Origin of the sequence: Salinispora oceanensis, assembly GCF_000383575.1 — a bacterium.
GTDB lineage: Bacteria > Actinomycetota > Actinomycetes > Mycobacteriales > Micromonosporaceae > Micromonospora > Micromonospora oceanensis.
Genome location: NZ_KB911579.1, coordinates 2,890,765 through 2,906,671, shown reverse-complemented (window position 1 = coordinate 2,906,671; position 15,907 = coordinate 2,890,765). Strand labels below are relative to the sequence as shown.

Genomic DNA, 15,907 nt, shown 5'->3' with positions numbered 1-15,907 from the left:
CCGCCCCGCCGGTTGACTCGCAGCGCCGTCACAGCGAGCCGCCGTAGGGTGACCACCGAAGGTCGCTGGCGGGGCGACCCGGCAGGAGGAGATCAACGTGAAACTGCTCGTCACCGGCGGCGCCGGCTTCATCGGCAGCGTGGTGACCCGGATGCTGCTCGACGCCGGCCACGAGGTTGTCGTCCTGGACGACCTCCGGACCGGACACCGCGTCGCCGTGGCACCCGACGCCACCCACGTCGTCGCCCCCCTGGACGACGTGGCACAGGTGCTGACCCCGCAGGCGGGCTTCGACGGGGTGCTGCACTTCGCCGCCCTGATCGCCGCCGGTGAGTCGATGGTCCGGCCAGAGCTGTACTGGCACACCAACGTCGTCGGCTCCCTCGCCCTGCTCGAGGCCGTACGCGTCGCGGGGGTGCCGAAGGTCGTCTTCTCCTCCACCGCCGCCGTGTACGGCAACCCGACCGAGCTACCCATCCCGGAGACGGCGATCACCGCCCCCACTAGCACCTACGGGGCCACCAAGCTCACCGTCGACATGGCACTCACCTCGGCAGCGGCCGGGAACGGGTTGGCTGCCGTCTCGCTGCGCTACTTCAACGTCGCCGGCGCTCACCTGGATGCCCCGGTGCCCCTCGGGGAGCGGCACGATCCGGAGACGCACCTCATCCCCATCGCATTCGACGTTGCCGCCGGCCGCCGGGAGAAGCTCCAGCTCTTCGGCGACGACTACCCGACCGTCGACGGCACCTGCGTCCGCGACTACATCCACGTCACCGACCTTGCCCGGGCGCACCTGCTCGCGCTCGACGCCACGGCCGGCGGACAGCACCGGATCTACAACCTCGGCAACGGCAGCGGGTTCACCAACCGTGAGGTCGTCGAGGTGGTCCGCGAGGTCACCGGCCGTCCGGTTCCGGTGGTGGTCGCCCCCCGCCGCGTCGGCGACCCCGCCGAGTTGGTCGCCGCCGCCGACCTGGCCCGGACCGAGTTGGGCTGGACACCCGCCAAGCCTGCCCTGCACGACATCATTCGTGACGCCTGGACCTTCTACCGCGACCAACTGCCGGAACGGGGGTAGCCGGCAGGGTGCCGGCGGCGCGTGCCGGGGCACGTCGTCGCCGGCACGCGGCCATCCTTGATGAGCGGCGGCCCGAAGCGCTCGCGTGACCGGTGGGTCAGCCCGCCTCTACGATCATGCCGGCGCCAACCGTCCGGTTCGTTGTCTCGTCGATGACAACAAATCCACCAGTGGTGCGGTTCCGGCGGTATTCGTCAACGAGCAGCGGAACCATCGTCCGGAACCGGACCCGGCCGATCTCGTTGAGCCGCAACTCCCCCGCCGACTCGTCCCGGTGCAGCGAGTTGATGTCCAGCCGGTAGTGCAGCCCACGCACGATGGCTCGGGCCGACCGGGTGGTGTGCTTGATCACGTACCTGCCACCGAGCTGCAACGGTCGGGTCTCGTCCATCCAACAGACCATCGCCTCGATGTCCTGGGCAACGGCCGGGGCGTTGTTCGGACGACAGATCATGTCGCCTCGGGAAATGTCGATCTCGTCAGTCAACCGTACGGTCACCGACATCGGCGGAAACGCCTCCGGGACCGGCCCGTCGGCGGTCTCCACCGCGGCGATCCGGCTGGTGAAACCGCTCGGCAGCACCATCACCTCGTCATCGGGCTTGAGTACGCCGGAGGCGACCTGACCCGCGTACCCGCGGTAGTCGGTGACGGTGGTGGACTGCGGGCGGATCACGTACTGCACAGGGAAACGCACGTCGACCAGGTTGCGATCGCTGGCGATGTGCACCCGTTCCAGGTGGTGCAGCAGGGACGGCCCCTCGTACCAGGGCATCTTCTCCGACCGGGAGACGATGTTGTCGCCGTGCAGCGCGGAGACCGGCACCACCGTCAGGTCGGGTACGTCGAGCTTCGCCGCGAACGCGGTGAACTCGTCGGCGATCCTCTCGTAGACCTCGCGCGACCAGTCCACCAGGTCCATCTTGTTGACACAGAGGACCAGGTGCGGCACCCGCAGCAGGGAGCAGAGGAAGGCGTGTCGACGGGACTGCTCCACCAACCCCTTCCGCGCGTCGACCAGGATCAGCGCCAGGTCGGCGGTGGAGGCACCGGTGACCATGTTCCGGGTGTACTGGATGTGCCCCGGGGTGTCGGCGATGATGAACTTCCGCCGGGGGGTGGCGAAGTAGCGGTACGCCACGTCGATCGTGATGCCCTGCTCCCGCTCGGCCCGCAGGCCGTCGGTGAGCAGCGCGAGATTGGTGTACTCGTCGCCGCGGGCCGCGCTGACCGCCTCCACCGCGGCGAGCTGATCAGTAAAGAGGGACCGGGTGTCATAGAGCAGGCGGCCGATCAGGGTCGACTTGCCGTCATCCACGCTGCCGGCCGTGGCGAACCGCAACAAGTCCATCGGACGGGCGGACGCCGCTTCGGCACCGACCTCGGCGGTCGTCTCGGTGGTCATCAGAAGTAGCCCTCCCGCTTGCGGTCCTCCATCGCGGCCTCGCTGACCCGGTCGTCACCACGGGTCGCGCCCCGCTCGGTGATCCGGGTGGCTGCCACCTCCGCAATGACCTTCGCCACCGTGTCGGCGTCCGACCGGACCGCCGCCGTGCAGGAGGCGTCGCCCACCGTCCGATAGCGCACCCGAGCCTTGAACCGCTCCTCACCGGCGCGGGGGCGGATGAACTCGTTCACCGCGTACAGCATCCCGTCGCGCTCGATCACCTCGCGCTCGTGCGCGTAGTAGATCGAGGGCGCCTCAATCCGTTCCCGGGCGATGTAGTGCCAGACATCCAGCTCGGTCCAGTTGGACAGCGGAAACGCCCGGATCGACTCACCCGGCTGGTGCCGGCCGTTGTAAAGCGACCAGAGCTCCGGACGCTGGTTCTTCGGATCCCACTGGCCGAACTCGTCCCGGAAGCTGAACACCCGCTCCTTGGCCCGCGCCTTCTCCTCATCCCGGCGGGCACCACCGAAGAGCGCGTCGAAGCGGTGCTGCTCGACCGCGGCCAGGAGCACCGGGGTCTGGATCCGGTTGCGCATGCCGTCGGCGCTTTCCCGTACCAGCCCACTGGCCAGGGCCTCCGGTACGCTCGCCACCACCAGCTGCAGGCCCAGCTCGGCGACCCGCTGGTCCCGGTACGCCAGCACCTCGGGGAAGTTGTGCCCGGTGTCGACATGCAGCACCGGGAACGGAATGTTCGCCGGGGCGAACGCCTTCTGCGCCAGCCACAGCATCACAATTGAGTCTTTGCCGCCGGAGAAGAGCAGCACCGGTCGTTCCATCTCCGCGACCACCTCGCGCAGCACGAAGATGCTCTCCGCCTCCAGCGCATCGAGGTGGGATACCTGGTAGGCGGCCGTCGTCGTCATGACGCCGACTCGATTCCCGCACTCATTTCCAGACCTTTCCGGTCGGCTTTACCAGAAGTAGCGCTCAGGCTACCCGCAATGGCGCTGCAACGCCGCAAGCAACCGACTGGCGAGATCCTTGCGACAGACCAGCAGGTCCGGCAGGCGCGGGTTGGCTTCGTTGTACCTCAGTTCGGAGCCGTCGATTCGGGAAGCATGCAGCCCAGCGGCGGTCGCCACCGCCACCGGCGCCGCCGAGTCCCACTCGTACTGCCCGCCCGCGTGGATGTACGCGTCCACCTCACCGGTGATCACCGCCGCGATCTTCGCACCGGCCGAACCCATCGGCACCAGCTGGGCACCAACCTCGGCGGCCAGGTCGGTGAGGAAGAGCGGGGGACGGCTGCGACTGGCGGCCAACCGGATCGCCGGCTCGCCCGCAGTGGTCGCCGCCGGCACCGGCGGGTACCCCGGCGGGTAGTCCGTTCCCAGTACCCGATCCTGGGCCGGCAACCCGACCGCACCCGCCACCAGCCCGTGCGGCGTCGGGGCATTCCTCGCCCAGAGCGCCACATGCACGGCCCAGTCCACCCGGCCGGCCTCGGCGAACTCCCGGGTCCCGTCCAAGGGGTCGATGATCCACACTCGGTCGCTGGTCAGTCGGGGCGCGGTCGAAGCGCCCGCCTCCGCCGACCAGGCCAGCCGGGAGCCCTCGTCCTCCTCCGACAGGACCGCATCCTGCGGACGCCACGTCGCCAGTTCAGTACGGAGCAGGTCGTGCGAGACCTTGTCCCCCGCGGCCTTCAGGGCGGCCGGGTCACCGAAGCCCACCTCGTCGCGGAGGCTGGCCAACGCCTGCCCGGCCCGGACCGCCAGCCAACGGGCGAACGCCCCGTCGATCATCGGAGGGCTACTCATTCCCGTACTCCCGTCGCCGCGCCACCCGCCTGAAGGGTCGGAGACCATCACCACACCGGCCGTCAGGCACCGTGATAGAGGTTCTGGGTCGGCTCCACCCCGCGTTGGAGAACCGACTCCACGACATCTGCCGCCCGATCCACCAGGAAATCCAGCTCCTTACGCTCGACGGTACCGAAATCCGACAGTACGAAATCCGCGGGGTCCCGCCGCGCCGGCGGCCGGCCGACCCCGAACCGTACCCGGGCGTACTCCTTCGTCCCCAGGGACTTCGTCATCGACCGCAGGCCGTTGTGGCCGCCCTCGCCGCCGCCACACTTCACCCGAATCTGGCCGTAGGGGATATCCAGCTCGTCATGGACGGCGACCACCCGCGCCGGCGACACCTTATAGAACTGCGCCAGGCCCGCCACCGCCGCACCGGAGAGGTTCATGTACGTCAGCGGCTTCACCAGCACCAGCCGTGGGCCGCCGAGACCCAACCGTCCCTCAGCGGCCTCCGCCATCGCCCGCTTGTGTCGACCGAAGCGGGACCCCAGCCGCCCGGCCAACAGGTCAGCCACGAGGAAGCCGACGTTGTGCCGGTTCCCGGCGTACTGCCGACCGGGGTTACCCAGACCGACGACCAGCCACGGCCCTGTCTCCTCCGCCACCGTCTACCCCTTCCGCTCACACCGTGCCGCCCACCAATACGCCAACAGGCGCCCCCGACGAGCGGGGACGCCTGGCACCTGCGCAGCGAACGATCAGGCCTCGGCCTTCGCCTCGGTACCCGCCTCCTGCTCGGTCGCCGGAGCACCAGCCTCGGCGCCCTCCGAAACCTCGGTGACCTCGCCAACCTCGGCCTCGGCCTCCGCAGCGGCCTCCTCCACCTCCGGCAGCGTGGCCTCGAGCTGCTCCTCGGTCGGGGCGGCGGTCACCGCGGCGACCGGCAGCTCCGGGTCGGTGGCCAGCTCGACTCCGGCCGGCAGCTGCACGTCGCCGGCGGCGACCTGCGTGCCCGCCTCCAGGCCCTCAATGGTGGCGTCGAGGTGGTCCGGCACCTTGGTGGCGTCAGCGGTCACCGAGAGGCTGTCGTGGTCGTGCACGATCAGCGTGCCCTTCGCGGCCTCCCCGACCAGCTGCACCGGGACCTCAACCGTGACCTGCTCGCCACGGCGGACCAGCAGCAGGTCCACGTGCTCGAAGGTGTCCTTAATCGGATCCCGCTGGATCGCCTTCGGCAGCGCCAGCACCTGCGTGCCGTCGCTGACGTCGATCGTGAAGAGCTGGTTGGCACCACCGCGCCGGATCGCCGCGGCGAACTCCCGGGCCGGCAGCGCGATGTGCTTGGGCTTCTCGCCGTGGCCGTACAGCACGGCAGGCACCTTGCCGGCCCGGCGGGTACGACGGGCACCCCCCTTGCCGAACTCGGTACGGGGCTCGGCGCTGATCTTTACCTCGGACACGGGGAAACTCCTGATGCTTCGCTGCGGCGATGGTCGTCTCGGTGCCGGGTGAGGGGCTCGCTGGGGCTCCTGCGTCATGACCGACCGCCTAGGAGCGCCGCGTCGATGACGGCGCCTCCGTGCGGTCCTGATCAGCGGCCCGCAGGGCACCCTCGCCGTGGCAACCCGACTAGTCTACCCGAAGGTTGTCCGCTCACTCCGGCGGCACCCCGCGATTCGATCGCTCCTGCCGGAGCCCCCCGACACCGCGCCGAGGCCGAAGCCGGCGCGGTGGCCGCGGGCTCACTGAGCGTGGCGACGCCGAGGCCGCCGGAGAAGCCCGGTCCGGCGGCGGTGACCACTGCGGACCGGGCTGCTCCGGCGCAACTCAGCTCAGGCCACCGAAGAGGGTGGTCACCGAGCCGTCGTCAAAGACCTCCCGGATCGCCCGGGCCAGCAGCGGTGCGATCGACAGCACGGTGATCTTGTCGAGCTGCTTCTCCGGCGGCAGCGGCAACGTGTTCGTCACCAGTACCTCGCTGATCGGGCTGTTCTTCAGCCGCTCGGTCGCCGGGTCCGAGAAGAGCGCGTGGGTGGAGGCGACGACGATCTCGGCCGCACCCAACTCCTTGAGGATCTCCGCCGCCTTGGTGATCGTGCCACCCGTGTCGATCATGTCGTCGACGATCAGGCAGACCCGGCCCTCAACCTCACCGACCACCCGGTTCGCCACCACCTGGTTCGGCTTGGACGGGTCCCGGGTCTTGTGGATGAACGCCAGCGGGCAGCCGCCCAGCCGGTCGGTCCACCGCTCGGCGACCCGGACCCGACCCGAATCCGGGGCGACCACCGTCATCGGACGCCCCGCGTACCGACGCTCCACCTCCTCGGCGAGCACGTCCATCGCGAAGAGGTGGTCCACCGGGCCGTCGAAGAAGCCCTGGATCTGGGCGGTGTGCAGATCCACGGTGAGAATCCGGTTCGCGCCGGCGGTCTTCAACAGGTCCGCGATCAGCCGGCCCGAGATCGGCTCCCGGCCCCGGTGCTTCTTGTCCTGCCGCGAGTACGGGTAGAACGGCAGGACCACGGTGATCCGCTTGGCCGACCCACGCTTCAACGCGTCGATCATGATCAGGGTCTCCATGACCCAGGTGTTGACCCCGTGCGTGACGGACTGCACCACGAAGGCGTCCGAACCGCGCACCGAGTCCTTGTAGCGGACGAAGATCTCACCGTTGGCGAAATCGTAGGCGTCGGCCGGTGTCGGGGCGACCCCGAGCACCTCGCCGATCTCCTTGGCTAACTCCGGAAAGCCACGCCCGGAGAAGAGCATCAGGCTCTTGCGGTTTTCGGCGACGATGCTGCCCATGGCCCGTCTGCTCCTGTTGGTTGGTGGTGCCCGGCGCGGGTGGTGGGCCGGGGCTAGTCGGTTGCAGTATCCCCGGTGCCGTGCGCCCCACCCACCGGCTCGGCCCCCGCGTGCATTGCCTCACCTTCACTTGCCGTCGCCCCGGAAGACACTCCCGCGACACCGGCCTGCCCCGCACGCTCGGCAGCCGCCGCGGCGGCCGTGCCGGCCCGCCGCTTGAGCACCCAGCCCTCGACGTTGCGCTGCCGCGACCGGGCCACCGCCATCGCCCCGGACGGCACGTCCTGATCGATCACGGAACCGGCCGCCGTGTACGCCCCGTCGCCGACCTCGACCGGCGCCACGAACATGTTGTCCGCACCGGTACGGGCGTGGTCACCGATGACGGTGCGGTGCTTACGTACCCCGTCGTAGTTGACGAACACGGTCGCCGCGCCGATATTGGTCTGCTCGCCGATCGTGGCGTCCCCGACGTAGGTCAGGTGCGGGACCTTCGACCCCGCGCCGACCTCGGAGTTCTTCACCTCGACGAAGGTGCCGACCTTCGACTTCTCCGCGAGCCGTGCCGCCGGCCGCAGGTACGCGTACGGGCCGACGCTGGCCGCCGGGCCGATCTCCGCCCCGATCGCGTGGCTACGGACCACGGTGGCACCGGGCCCGACCACGGTGTCCACCAGCGTGACGTCCGGGCCGACCTGCGCCCCGGCACCGATCACGGTGCCACCCCGCAGCTGCGTGTTCTGATCGACCACCGCGTCCCGGTCCAGCGCCACGGTCACATCGATCCAGGTCGTCGCCGGGTCGAGCAGGCTGACCCCGCTGCGCATCCAGGCCTCGTTGACCCGGTCGCGCAGCAGTCGCCGCAGCCCGGCCAACTCCACCCGGTCGTTGCAGCCCAGCGTCTCGATGTGGTCCGGGGCCACGTGCACCGCCACCGGCTCGTTCGCCGACCGCAGCAGGCTGAAGACGTCGGTCAGGTACTCCTCGCCCTGGGCGTTGTCGGTCGACAGTTTGCCGAGCGCGCCCCGCAGCCGGTCCGCGTCGAAGGCGTAGATGCCAGCGTTGATCTCCCGAATCTCCCGCTGGGCGGGGGTCGTGTCGCGCTGCTCCACGATCTGCTGGAGCCGACCGTCCGCGTCCCGGACGACCCGGCCGAGCCCGGTCGGATCGGGCACCTCCGCGGCCAGCACCGTCGCGGCGGCACCCGCCCGCTCGTGCGCCTCGACCAACCCGCCGAGCGTCTCCGGCCGCAGCAGCGGCACATCCCCGTTGAGAACCACCACGGTGCCGCTGCTCTCCGGGACGGCGGCCAACGCGATCCGCACCGCGTGCCCGGTGCCGAGCTGTTCGGCCTGGAGCACCGGGGTGGCCTGCGGGGTGATCTCCGCCAGATGAGTCCGGACCTGGTCGGCGCCGTGGCCGACCACCACCACCGTGCGGTCGGCGGCGAGCGGTGCGGCGGCGCTGAGCACGTGGCCGACGAGCGTGCGGCCAAGCAGGGGATGCAGCACCTTCGGGAGCCCGGACTTCATCCGCTTACCCGCACCAGCGGCGAGCACGACGACGGTACGGGGAGGGGGCTGCTGGGACACGGAGGGGCTCCCGTCGGTGCGGTGACAGTCTCGCGGTCATGCTAACCAGACATCAACGCGGCATCGGCGGGGCCTTCACAATGCTGACCGGTGGCATGAGCTGGGGTGCCTGGATTCGAACCAGGAGCTCAAGGCTCCAAAGGCCTGCGGGTTGCCGTTACCCCACACCCCATCGCCATGTCATCCGAAGGCGCAGTCGGGCAGACCTACGATCCGGAACAGCTTGGTGATCATACCTGCGATCCGCCCGGACGGCACCGGACCGCGTGTCGGATTACCGGAAGCCACGATAGTCCCCGCCCCCGGAGGGGCAACCGGGTGGTGGGTCGGCACGGGGCACACCGTGCCGCGGCGCGGTACAGCCACGGCGGCCCTGCTCCCGACCGCCGCCGAACGGAGCGCCCGAGCCCACCTGGCAGGATGGCCGGTGACCGGCTCGACCCCACACGACTGGACGGCACCGAGCGCCGATGAGGTGACGACATGATGGATGGCCTGGGCACCGACCCCACCCCCGGTCGGCGACGGGGAGCCGCGGCGGCCGGCAAGAGCGCACGGGTACGCATGTCCGCGGCGCAGCGACGCGAACAACTCATCTCGACCGCGCGCCAGCTCTTCGCCGAACGCGGCTTCGACGCCACCTCGATCGAAGAGGTGGCGGCTCGGGCGAAGGTCTCCAAACCGGTGGTGTACGAGCACTTCGGCGGCAAGGAGGGGCTGTACGCGGTGGTGGTGGACCGGGAGGTCCGCAGCCTGCTCGACCGGATCACCACCGCCCTGACCGCCGGCCACCCGCGGGAGCTGCTCGAACAGGCCGCGCTGACCCTGCTCACCTACATCGAGGAGGAGACCAGCGGGTTCCGGGTGTTGGTCCGGGAGTCACCCCTGATGTCGTCAACAGGCAACTTCAGCAGCGTCATGAACGACGTCGCGCACCAGGTGGAGCACATCCTCGGCGCCGAGTTCTCCAGCCGCGGCTACGACCCGAAACTCGCCGAACTCTACGCCCAGGCCCTGGTGGGAATGGTGGCGCTAACCGGGCGCTGGTGGCTGGAGGTGCGCCGACCGCGTAAGGAGACGGTGGCGGCGCACCTGGTGAACCTGGCCTGGAACGGCCTGTCTCACCTCGAGGCGAAGCCCGACCTGATCACCATCCGGAGACGCTGAGTCAGGACCGGTTCTGGTCGGCGACCGGCTGGCCGGAGCCGCCCTGCTCCGTCTCGGTGTGTTCCACGGGCCCGACCTTGTCGTAGAGGCCGGTGCCGAGCAGGATTAGCCCGAAAAGCATCGACACGACCACGGTCGACATTGAGAAGCTGAGGAAGTTGGCCGAGGTCTGCAGCACCGCCATCATCAGGATGCTGGTCACCAGGAAGACGACCCCGGCGGTCAGGTTCATGTAGTGGCCCAGATTGCCCCGCCGGGACGCCCCCACCAGGAGGAAGGCGCCGAAGACCACCGAGGCCAGCGCGAACGCGAGGTTGGTGCGGAGGCCGAGCACCCACTCTCCGTCCCGGTCGAAGAGCGGGTCACCCAGCGTCTGCGCGGTGCCCCAGACGCCGAAGACCAGGATGTAGAGACCGATCAGCCCGGCGAGGACCCGGTAGATCGGCCGCGCCGGATGGTTCAGCGGGATGTGCGCCATGACGCCCTCCGACCGATCGACGACAGTCAGGGGCCATTGTCACCCGGGCCGGGGCCGCACGTACGGGGAATCGACCGGTAGCCGCAAGCACCACGGCGCCCAGCAACGCCCCAGTGGGGGCGGCTGGGCGCCGCGGCCGGGGCCGATGGTCAGAGCACCAGCCGCGCCCGCTGCCAGGCCTCCTGCTCCGCGTCGGTGCCGACCTTGCCGTACATCCCGACCATGAGCAGGACCAGGCCGGTCACCATCAGCACGAGGACGGTGGCGATGCTGAAGTTGAAGATGTTCGCCTCGGTCCGGAGGAAGGCGAGGCCGGCGAGGCTGAGCACCATACCCAGGTACCCCAGCCCCTGATTGATCAACACATCGACGTTGCGGCCGATCGCCGTACCGGCCAGCACGGCGCCGCCGAGCAGCACGCTGAGCAACGAGAAACCAAGGTTCGTGCCCTGACCGAGCACCGCGGTGTCGCCCTGGGCCCAGAGCTCGTCGCCGGCGGTCGCGACGAGACCGAGCGCGCCGAAGGCGACCAGGTACAGGCCGGTCAGCCCGCCGATCGCCCGGTAGATCGGCCGCGCGGGGTGGTTCACGGGGGTGTGGGCCATGGCTGAGTCTCCAACGACGTTACGGTGAGGGTCGGCGCCGATTGTCCCGTACCGGCCGGTGTGACGCCGCACACGGTCCGGGCGGGCTGCGGCGCAGCGGCGGTCAGTCGCTCGGGATCTCGTCAGCGAGCGTCAGCCAGGCCTGTTCGACCTGCTCCCGCTCGCCCCGGACCTCCTTGAGCTGGCTATCCAGCTCAGCGACCCGCGCGTAGTCGGTCGCGTTCGCGGCCAGCTGGTCGAGCAGCTCCGCCTCCCGCTGCTCCAGCCGGCCGACCTGCCGCTCGAGCCGGGCCAGCTCCTTGCGGGCCTGGCGGACCTGCGCGGCAGACATCCCGCTCGCCTTCGCCTTCGCCGGTGCCGGCCCCGTCGCCGGTGCTGGACGGGGGCCGTCGGTGGCCCGCGCCAGGTACTCGTCAACCCCGCCGGGCAGGTGCACCAGCTCGCCGTCACCGAACATGCCATACACGGTGTCGGCGACCCGTTCCACCAGGTAACGGTCGTGGCTGGCCACGACGATCACGCCGGGCCAGGAGTCGAGCAGATCCTCGAGCGCGGCGAGGGTGTCGGTGTCGAGGTCGTTGGTGGGCTCGTCCAGCAGGAGCACATTCGGCTCACCGGCGAGCAGGCGCAGCAGCTGCAGCCGCCGCCGCTCGCCACCGGAGAGATCAGCCACCGGGGTCCAGAGCCGGCGGTCGTCGAAGCCGAAGACCTCGGCGAGCTGGGCGGCGGAGATCTCTCGGTCACCGAGCCGGACCCGGCGGGCGACCTCCTCTACCGCCTCGAGGACGCGCAGCCGGCCGGGGAGCTCGGCGAGTTCCTGGGAGAGGAACGCGGGGCGCACGGTGGAACCGGCCACGAACCGGCCATGATCCGGTCGGGTGACGCCGGCGAGCATCCGCAGCAGCGTGGTCTTGCCGGCGCCGTTACGGCCGAGAACGGCGATCCGATCCCCGGGACCGACCTGCCAGGTGAGGTCGCGCAGGATCTCCTTCGGCCCCGCGTCCAACCGGACGTGCTCCAGGTCGTAGACCTGCTTGCCGAGCCGGGCGGTGGCGAGCCGCTGCAGCGACATGCTGTCCCGCGGCGGCGGAACGTCCGCGATCAGCGCGTTCGCCGCGTCGATGCGGAACTTCGGCTTGGCGGTACGGGCCGGCGCGCCGCGGCGCAGCCAGGCGATCTCCTTACGGAGTAGGTTCTGGCGGCGCGCCTCGGTGGCGGCGGCGACCCGTTCCCGTTCGACCCGGGCGAGGGTCCAGGCGGCGAAACCGCCCTCGTACGCCCGGACGGTCTGGTCGGCGACCTCCCAGGTGGTGGTGCAGACGGCGTCGAGGAACCACCGGTCGTGGGTGACCACGACGAGCGCACCGCGGCGGGTGAGCAGGTGCCGGGCCAGCCAGTCGATGCCGCCGACATCGAGATGGTTGGTGGGCTCGTCGAGGATCAGCAGGTCGGCGTCGCGGACCAGCAGCGCGGCCAGGGCGACCCGCCGGCGCTCGCCGCCGGACATCGGGCCGACCGGAGCGTCGAGGCCGAGGTGCGGCATCCCGAGACCGTCGAGGACCGCCCGGACTCCGGCGTCGCCGGCCCACTCGTGCTCGGCGCCCATCCCCTCGGCCAGCCACGCGGTGCCGAGGACCACGTCTCGGACGGTCGCGTCGGGGGCGAGCTGCAGGGTCTGCGGCAACCCGGCGACGCGCAGGTCGCGACGGTGCGTCACCCGGCCGTCGTCCGGCTCCTCCTGCCGAGTGAGCAGGCGCAGCAGGGTAGATTTGCCGGCGCCGTTGAGCCCCACCACACCGATCCGGTCGGCGTCGTCGAGACCGAGCGAGACATCGGTGAGCAGCGGCCCGGCCGCGCCGTAGCCCTTGGACACCCGGTCCAGGTTGACGATGTTGGCCACTACACCCCTTCCATGGTCAGGGCGTCCGGCACCGGATCGGCAGCCAAGGACGCCCGAGGCAAGGGTACGCGGGCGCCCGGCGGGCGGCGCCGGGGACGGTCAGCCGATCCGGGCCCCGGCGACCGGGCCGTGCGCGGTGCGCGCCTGTCGGCACACGTCGAGGGCGTCCAACTCGGTGGCGATCCGCTCCGCGTCGGCGGCTCCGGTGGCGAGGAAGACACAGGTCGGCCCGGAGCCGGAGACGATGCCGGCGAGCGCACCCGCCGCCTCACCCGCCTTCAGCGTGGCGGCCAGGGACGGTCGCAGGGCGAGCGCGGCGTCCTGGAGGTCGTTGCCGAGGGCCGCGGCGAGCACCCGCGGGTCTCGCTGCCGGAGGGCGGCGAGGAGGGTGTCGGTGCTGCCAAGCGGGGGGCCGGCGGCCCCGGCAGCTCGGAGCCGATCGAGTTCCCGGTACGCGACCGGCGTGGACAGGCCGCCGTCGGCGACCGCGACGACCCAGTGCCAGATGGTCGGCCGGGCCAGTACTGGGCTGACCGCCTCGCCCCGACCGGTGCCGAGCGCGGTGCCCCCGTGGATCAGGAACGGCACGTCGGAACCGAGGCCGGCGGCGATCTCCGCCAGTTCGTCGCGGGAGAGCCCGGTCCCCCAGAGGGCATCGCAGGCAACCAGCGCGGCGGCGGCGTCGGCACTGCCCCCGGCGAGCCCACCAGCCAGGGGAATCTGCTTGCGCAGGTGTAGCCGGGCATGCGGCGGCACCCCGACGGAGCTGGCGAGGGCGCGGGCGGCCCGGATGACCAGGTTTGACTCGTCCAGGGCCAATTCACCGGTCCCCTCACCCTCCATGGTCAGGGTGAGGGTGTCGCCCCGGCGGGCGGTCAACTCGTCGTGAATGGAGATCGCGTGGTAGACGGTGTTGAGCTCGTGATAGCCGTCCCCGCGCAGCGGCCCCACCCCCAGGTGCAGGTTGATCTTCGCGGGGACTCGGACCCGAACCGGCCCGCTGGCACCTCGCGGCTCGTCATCCTCCGGCCGCCATGCCTCGGTCACGGGATGATGTCCCAGACCGAGTCCCGGCTCCCCGTCCCGGGCGCGACGGGCGGGGGCAGCGGCGTAGTTTGTCGTACTTCCTCGGCGAGCACGGCGTCAGCCTACTGCCCGGTCGGAGGCGGCCGGGGCCGACGCGGCGATAGCGGCGAACTGCTCGACCGGGAGCGCCTCCCCGCGAGCGCGGGGATCCACTCCGGCGGCGGTGAGCACCGCGGCCGCCCGGTCCGCACCGCCGGCCCAGCCGGCCAGGGCCGCCCGAAGGGTTTTCCGACGCTGGGCGAACGCGGCATCCACCACCGCGAAGACCCGCTCCCGGGAACCACCCACGCCCGGCGGTTCCCGACGGGTGAAGGCGACCAGCCCGGAGTCGACGTTCGGCACCGGCCAGAACACGTTCGGCGGCACCTTCCCGGCCGCGTGGACGTGGGCGTACCAGGCGAGTTTGACCGACGGCACGCCGTACACCCGGGAACCGGGACCGGCGACGAGCCGATCGGCGACCTCCTTCTGCACCATGACCAGGCCGTGCCGCAGCGTCGGCAACTCGGCGAGCAGGTGCAGCACCACCGGCACGGCGACGTTGTACGGCAGGTTGGCGACCAACGCGGTTGGCGCGGGATCGGCGAGCTGCCCGGCGGTGACCCGGAGCGCGTCGGCGCGGTGCACGGAGAGCCGGTCGGCGGCGGGACCGGCGTGCCGGGCAGCGGTCTCCGGCAGGGCGGCGGCGAGGACCGGGTCAATCTCGATGGCGTGCACGTGCGCGGCGGCCGGCAGCAGCGCGAGGGTGAGCGAGCCGAGTCCCGGCCCGACCTCCAACACCACGTCCTCGGCGGTCAGACCGGCGGTGGTGACGATCCGCCGCACCGTGTTGGGGTCATGGACGAAGTTCTGGCCGAGCCGCTTCGTGGGAGCGACGCCGAGGCGGGCGGCGAGGTCCCGGATCTCCGCCGGGCCGAGGAGACCGGTCACGCCCGCTAGCGTAGGTGGGCGCCGGGGCGCCTCGGGCAGGGGCCCGCCACCTCCCCGCGGAATCCCGTCAGCCCCGCCGTCACCAGGGGCCGAAGGCCCGCTCGCCGGTACGGGAGAGGGCCGCGCAGAGCTCATCCAGGTCGCTGCCGGTGGTGGCGGCGAGCGCGCGGACGGTGAGCGGGATCAGATACGACGCGTTGGGCCGGCCCCGGTGCGGCACCGGGGTGAGATATGGCGCGTCCGTCTCCACGAGGAGGTGATCCAGCGGCGTCACCGCGGCGGCCTCCCGCAGTGCCGCGGCGCTGCTGAAGGTGACGGTGCCGGCGAAGCTGAGCAGGTAGCCGCGGCGCACACAGGCGCGGGCGAACTCGGCGTCGCCGGAGAAACAGTGCATCACCACCGTCTCCGGAGCGCCCTCGTCGTCCAGGATCCGCAACACGTCGGCGTGCGCCTCCCGGTCGTGGACCACCAGGGTCCGGCCGTACCGCTTGGCGATGTCGATGTGCGCCCGGAAACTGGCCTCCTGCACGGCCCGCCCGTCCTCGCCGGTGCGGTAGAAGTCCATCCCGGTCTCGCCGACGCCCCGTACCCGGTCCTGGCCGGCCAGCGACTCGATGGCCCGCAGCGCCTCGTCCAGCTCCGCCAACCGGGGCGCCTCGTTGGGATGCAGCGCGACGGTGGCGACGACCGCCGGGTAGCGCTGGGCCAGCTCCGACCCCCACCGGGACGAGTCGACGTCCACCCCCACCTGCACCAACCGGTCCACCCCGACCTCCGCGGCCGCCTCCACCGCGGCCTGGACCGGGTCGACCGCCGGGCCGGTGTCGGCCCCTGCGTCGACGGCCGCCGCTTCCCGGCGCGGCGGGACCCCGGCCTCGCTGATCGTGATGTCGAGGTGGGTGTGGCTGTCGGGCACCGGTCGGGGCAGCGGCGCGGGAGCGGCCGGGAACTCCCCGGCCCGGCGGGCCGCGCGCTGCTTACGGGTTTCGGTCTGCTCGGTCATCAGCGCAAGCATCACACACCACGTGCCGGCAGCCGCCCGCTACCCGGTGTTCACCC

General features: G+C 71.2%; 15 protein-coding genes and 1 tRNA gene. 2 read left to right on the top strand and 14 right to left on the bottom strand.

Features of this window, described 5'->3' with window-relative positions; all coding sequences use genetic code 11:
- Positions 1–97: 97 nt before the first annotated feature.
- On the top strand, positions 98–1,081 hold the full coding sequence (gene galE, locus SALPAC4_RS0113655) for a UDP-glucose 4-epimerase GalE (protein ID WP_019870799.1): 984 nt from the start codon (positions 98–100) through the stop codon (positions 1,079–1,081).
- Between the two features lie 97 nt (positions 1,082–1,178).
- Here the strand turns inward: galE and SALPAC4_RS0113650 are convergent, their stop codons facing one another.
- The 8 genes from SALPAC4_RS0113650 to SALPAC4_RS0113615 all read right to left on the bottom strand — a co-directional run bounded on the left by SALPAC4_RS0113650 (position 1,179) and on the right by SALPAC4_RS0113615 (position 8,854).
- A complete protein-coding gene (locus SALPAC4_RS0113650) occupies positions 1,179–2,486 on the bottom strand; it encodes a sulfate adenylyltransferase subunit 1 (RefSeq protein WP_019870798.1) in 1,308 nt (435 codons plus the stop codon).
- A complete protein-coding gene (cysD, locus tag SALPAC4_RS0113645) occupies positions 2,486–3,397 on the bottom strand; it encodes a sulfate adenylyltransferase subunit CysD (protein ID WP_018729499.1) in 912 nt (303 codons plus the stop codon). The genes SALPAC4_RS0113650 and cysD overlap by 1 nt, the downstream gene beginning before the upstream one ends.
- Before the next feature lie 69 nt (positions 3,398–3,466).
- The gene (locus SALPAC4_RS0113640; RefSeq protein WP_027644499.1) at positions 3,467–4,294 is read right to left on the bottom strand and encodes an inositol monophosphatase family protein; all 828 of its coding nucleotides are present in this window, start codon (positions 4,292–4,294) and stop codon (positions 3,467–3,469) included.
- A gap of 62 nt (positions 4,295–4,356) precedes the next feature.
- Positions 4,357–4,947: an aminoacyl-tRNA hydrolase gene (gene pth / locus SALPAC4_RS0113635; protein ID WP_019870796.1), complete on the bottom strand. Its 591-nt coding sequence runs from the start codon at positions 4,945–4,947 to the stop codon at positions 4,357–4,359.
- A gap of 93 nt (positions 4,948–5,040) precedes the next feature.
- The gene (locus SALPAC4_RS0113630) at positions 5,041–5,742 is read right to left on the bottom strand and encodes a 50S ribosomal protein L25/general stress protein Ctc (RefSeq protein WP_019870795.1); all 702 of its coding nucleotides are present in this window, start codon (positions 5,740–5,742) and stop codon (positions 5,041–5,043) included.
- Between the two features lie 367 nt (positions 5,743–6,109).
- Positions 6,110–7,090 carry a ribose-phosphate diphosphokinase gene (locus SALPAC4_RS0113625; RefSeq protein ID WP_018218501.1) on the bottom strand — a complete coding sequence of 327 codons (981 nt, stop codon included), beginning with the start codon at positions 7,088–7,090 and terminating at the stop codon, positions 6,110–6,112.
- A gap of 53 nt (positions 7,091–7,143) precedes the next feature.
- Positions 7,144–8,682, bottom strand: coding sequence for a bifunctional UDP-N-acetylglucosamine diphosphorylase/glucosamine-1-phosphate N-acetyltransferase GlmU (glmU, locus tag SALPAC4_RS0113620; protein ID WP_027644498.1), 1,539 nt, complete (start codon positions 8,680–8,682; stop codon positions 7,144–7,146).
- Between the two features lie 100 nt (positions 8,683–8,782).
- Positions 8,783–8,854: transfer RNA gene (locus SALPAC4_RS0113615), tRNA-Gln, on the bottom strand.
- Positions 8,855–9,165: 311 nt separating this feature from the next.
- Between SALPAC4_RS0113615 and SALPAC4_RS0113610 the strand changes: the two genes are divergently transcribed.
- Positions 9,166–9,849: a TetR/AcrR family transcriptional regulator gene (locus SALPAC4_RS0113610; RefSeq protein ID WP_019870793.1), complete on the top strand. Its 684-nt coding sequence runs from the start codon at positions 9,166–9,168 to the stop codon at positions 9,847–9,849.
- A 1-nt stretch (position 9,850) separates the two neighbouring features.
- Here the strand turns inward: SALPAC4_RS0113610 and SALPAC4_RS0113605 are convergent, their stop codons facing one another.
- The 6 genes from SALPAC4_RS0113605 to SALPAC4_RS0113580 form a co-directional block, all read right to left on the bottom strand.
- The gene (locus SALPAC4_RS0113605) at positions 9,851–10,327 is read right to left on the bottom strand and encodes a DUF4383 domain-containing protein (protein ID WP_018729492.1); all 477 of its coding nucleotides are present in this window, start codon (positions 10,325–10,327) and stop codon (positions 9,851–9,853) included.
- Between the two features lie 149 nt (positions 10,328–10,476).
- Entirely contained in the window at positions 10,477–10,932 is a 456-nt protein-coding gene (locus SALPAC4_RS0113600) for a DUF4383 domain-containing protein (RefSeq protein WP_019870792.1), read from the bottom strand.
- A 103-nt stretch (positions 10,933–11,035) separates the two neighbouring features.
- Positions 11,036–12,832, bottom strand: a complete 1,797-nt coding sequence (locus SALPAC4_RS0113595) for an ABC-F family ATP-binding cassette domain-containing protein (RefSeq protein ID WP_019870791.1) — start codon at positions 12,830–12,832, stop codon at positions 11,036–11,038.
- 99 nt (positions 12,833–12,931) lie between these two features.
- Positions 12,932–13,879, bottom strand: coding sequence for a 4-(cytidine 5'-diphospho)-2-C-methyl-D-erythritol kinase (locus SALPAC4_RS0113590; RefSeq protein WP_019870790.1), 948 nt, complete (start codon positions 13,877–13,879; stop codon positions 12,932–12,934).
- A 96-nt stretch (positions 13,880–13,975) separates the two neighbouring features.
- Positions 13,976–14,848, bottom strand: coding sequence for a 16S rRNA (adenine(1518)-N(6)/adenine(1519)-N(6))-dimethyltransferase RsmA (gene rsmA, locus SALPAC4_RS0113585; RefSeq protein ID WP_018737329.1), 873 nt, complete (start codon positions 14,846–14,848; stop codon positions 13,976–13,978).
- A gap of 79 nt (positions 14,849–14,927) precedes the next feature.
- Positions 14,928–15,863, bottom strand: coding sequence for a TatD family hydrolase (locus tag SALPAC4_RS0113580; protein WP_019870789.1), 936 nt, complete (start codon positions 15,861–15,863; stop codon positions 14,928–14,930).
- Positions 15,864–15,907: the final 44 nt, after the last annotated feature.

Excerpts from the sequence above, each read along its gene's own strand:
- SALPAC4_RS0113650 (WP_019870798.1), bottom strand. The coding sequence starts at position 2,486 with ATGACCACCGAGACGACCGCCGAGGTCGGTGCCGAAGCGGCGTCCGCC.
- cysD (WP_018729499.1), bottom strand. The coding sequence starts at position 3,397 with ATGACGACGACGGCCGCCTACCAGGTATCCCACCTCGATGCGCTGGAG.
- SALPAC4_RS0113640 (WP_027644499.1), bottom strand. The coding sequence starts at position 4,294 with ATGAGTAGCCCTCCGATGATCGACGGGGCGTTCGCCCGTTGGCTGGCG.
- SALPAC4_RS0113625 (WP_018218501.1), bottom strand. The coding sequence starts at position 7,090 with ATGGGCAGCATCGTCGCCGAAAACCGCAAGAGCCTGATGCTCTTCTCC.
- SALPAC4_RS0113610 (WP_019870793.1), top strand. The coding sequence starts at position 9,166 with ATGATGGATGGCCTGGGCACCGACCCCACCCCCGGTCGGCGACGGGGA.
- SALPAC4_RS0113605 (WP_018729492.1), bottom strand. The coding sequence starts at position 10,327 with ATGGCGCACATCCCGCTGAACCATCCGGCGCGGCCGATCTACCGGGTC.
- SALPAC4_RS0113600 (WP_019870792.1), bottom strand. The coding sequence starts at position 10,932 with ATGGCCCACACCCCCGTGAACCACCCCGCGCGGCCGATCTACCGGGCG.
- SALPAC4_RS0113580 (WP_019870789.1), bottom strand. The coding sequence starts at position 15,863 with ATGCTTGCGCTGATGACCGAGCAGACCGAAACCCGTAAGCAGCGCGCG.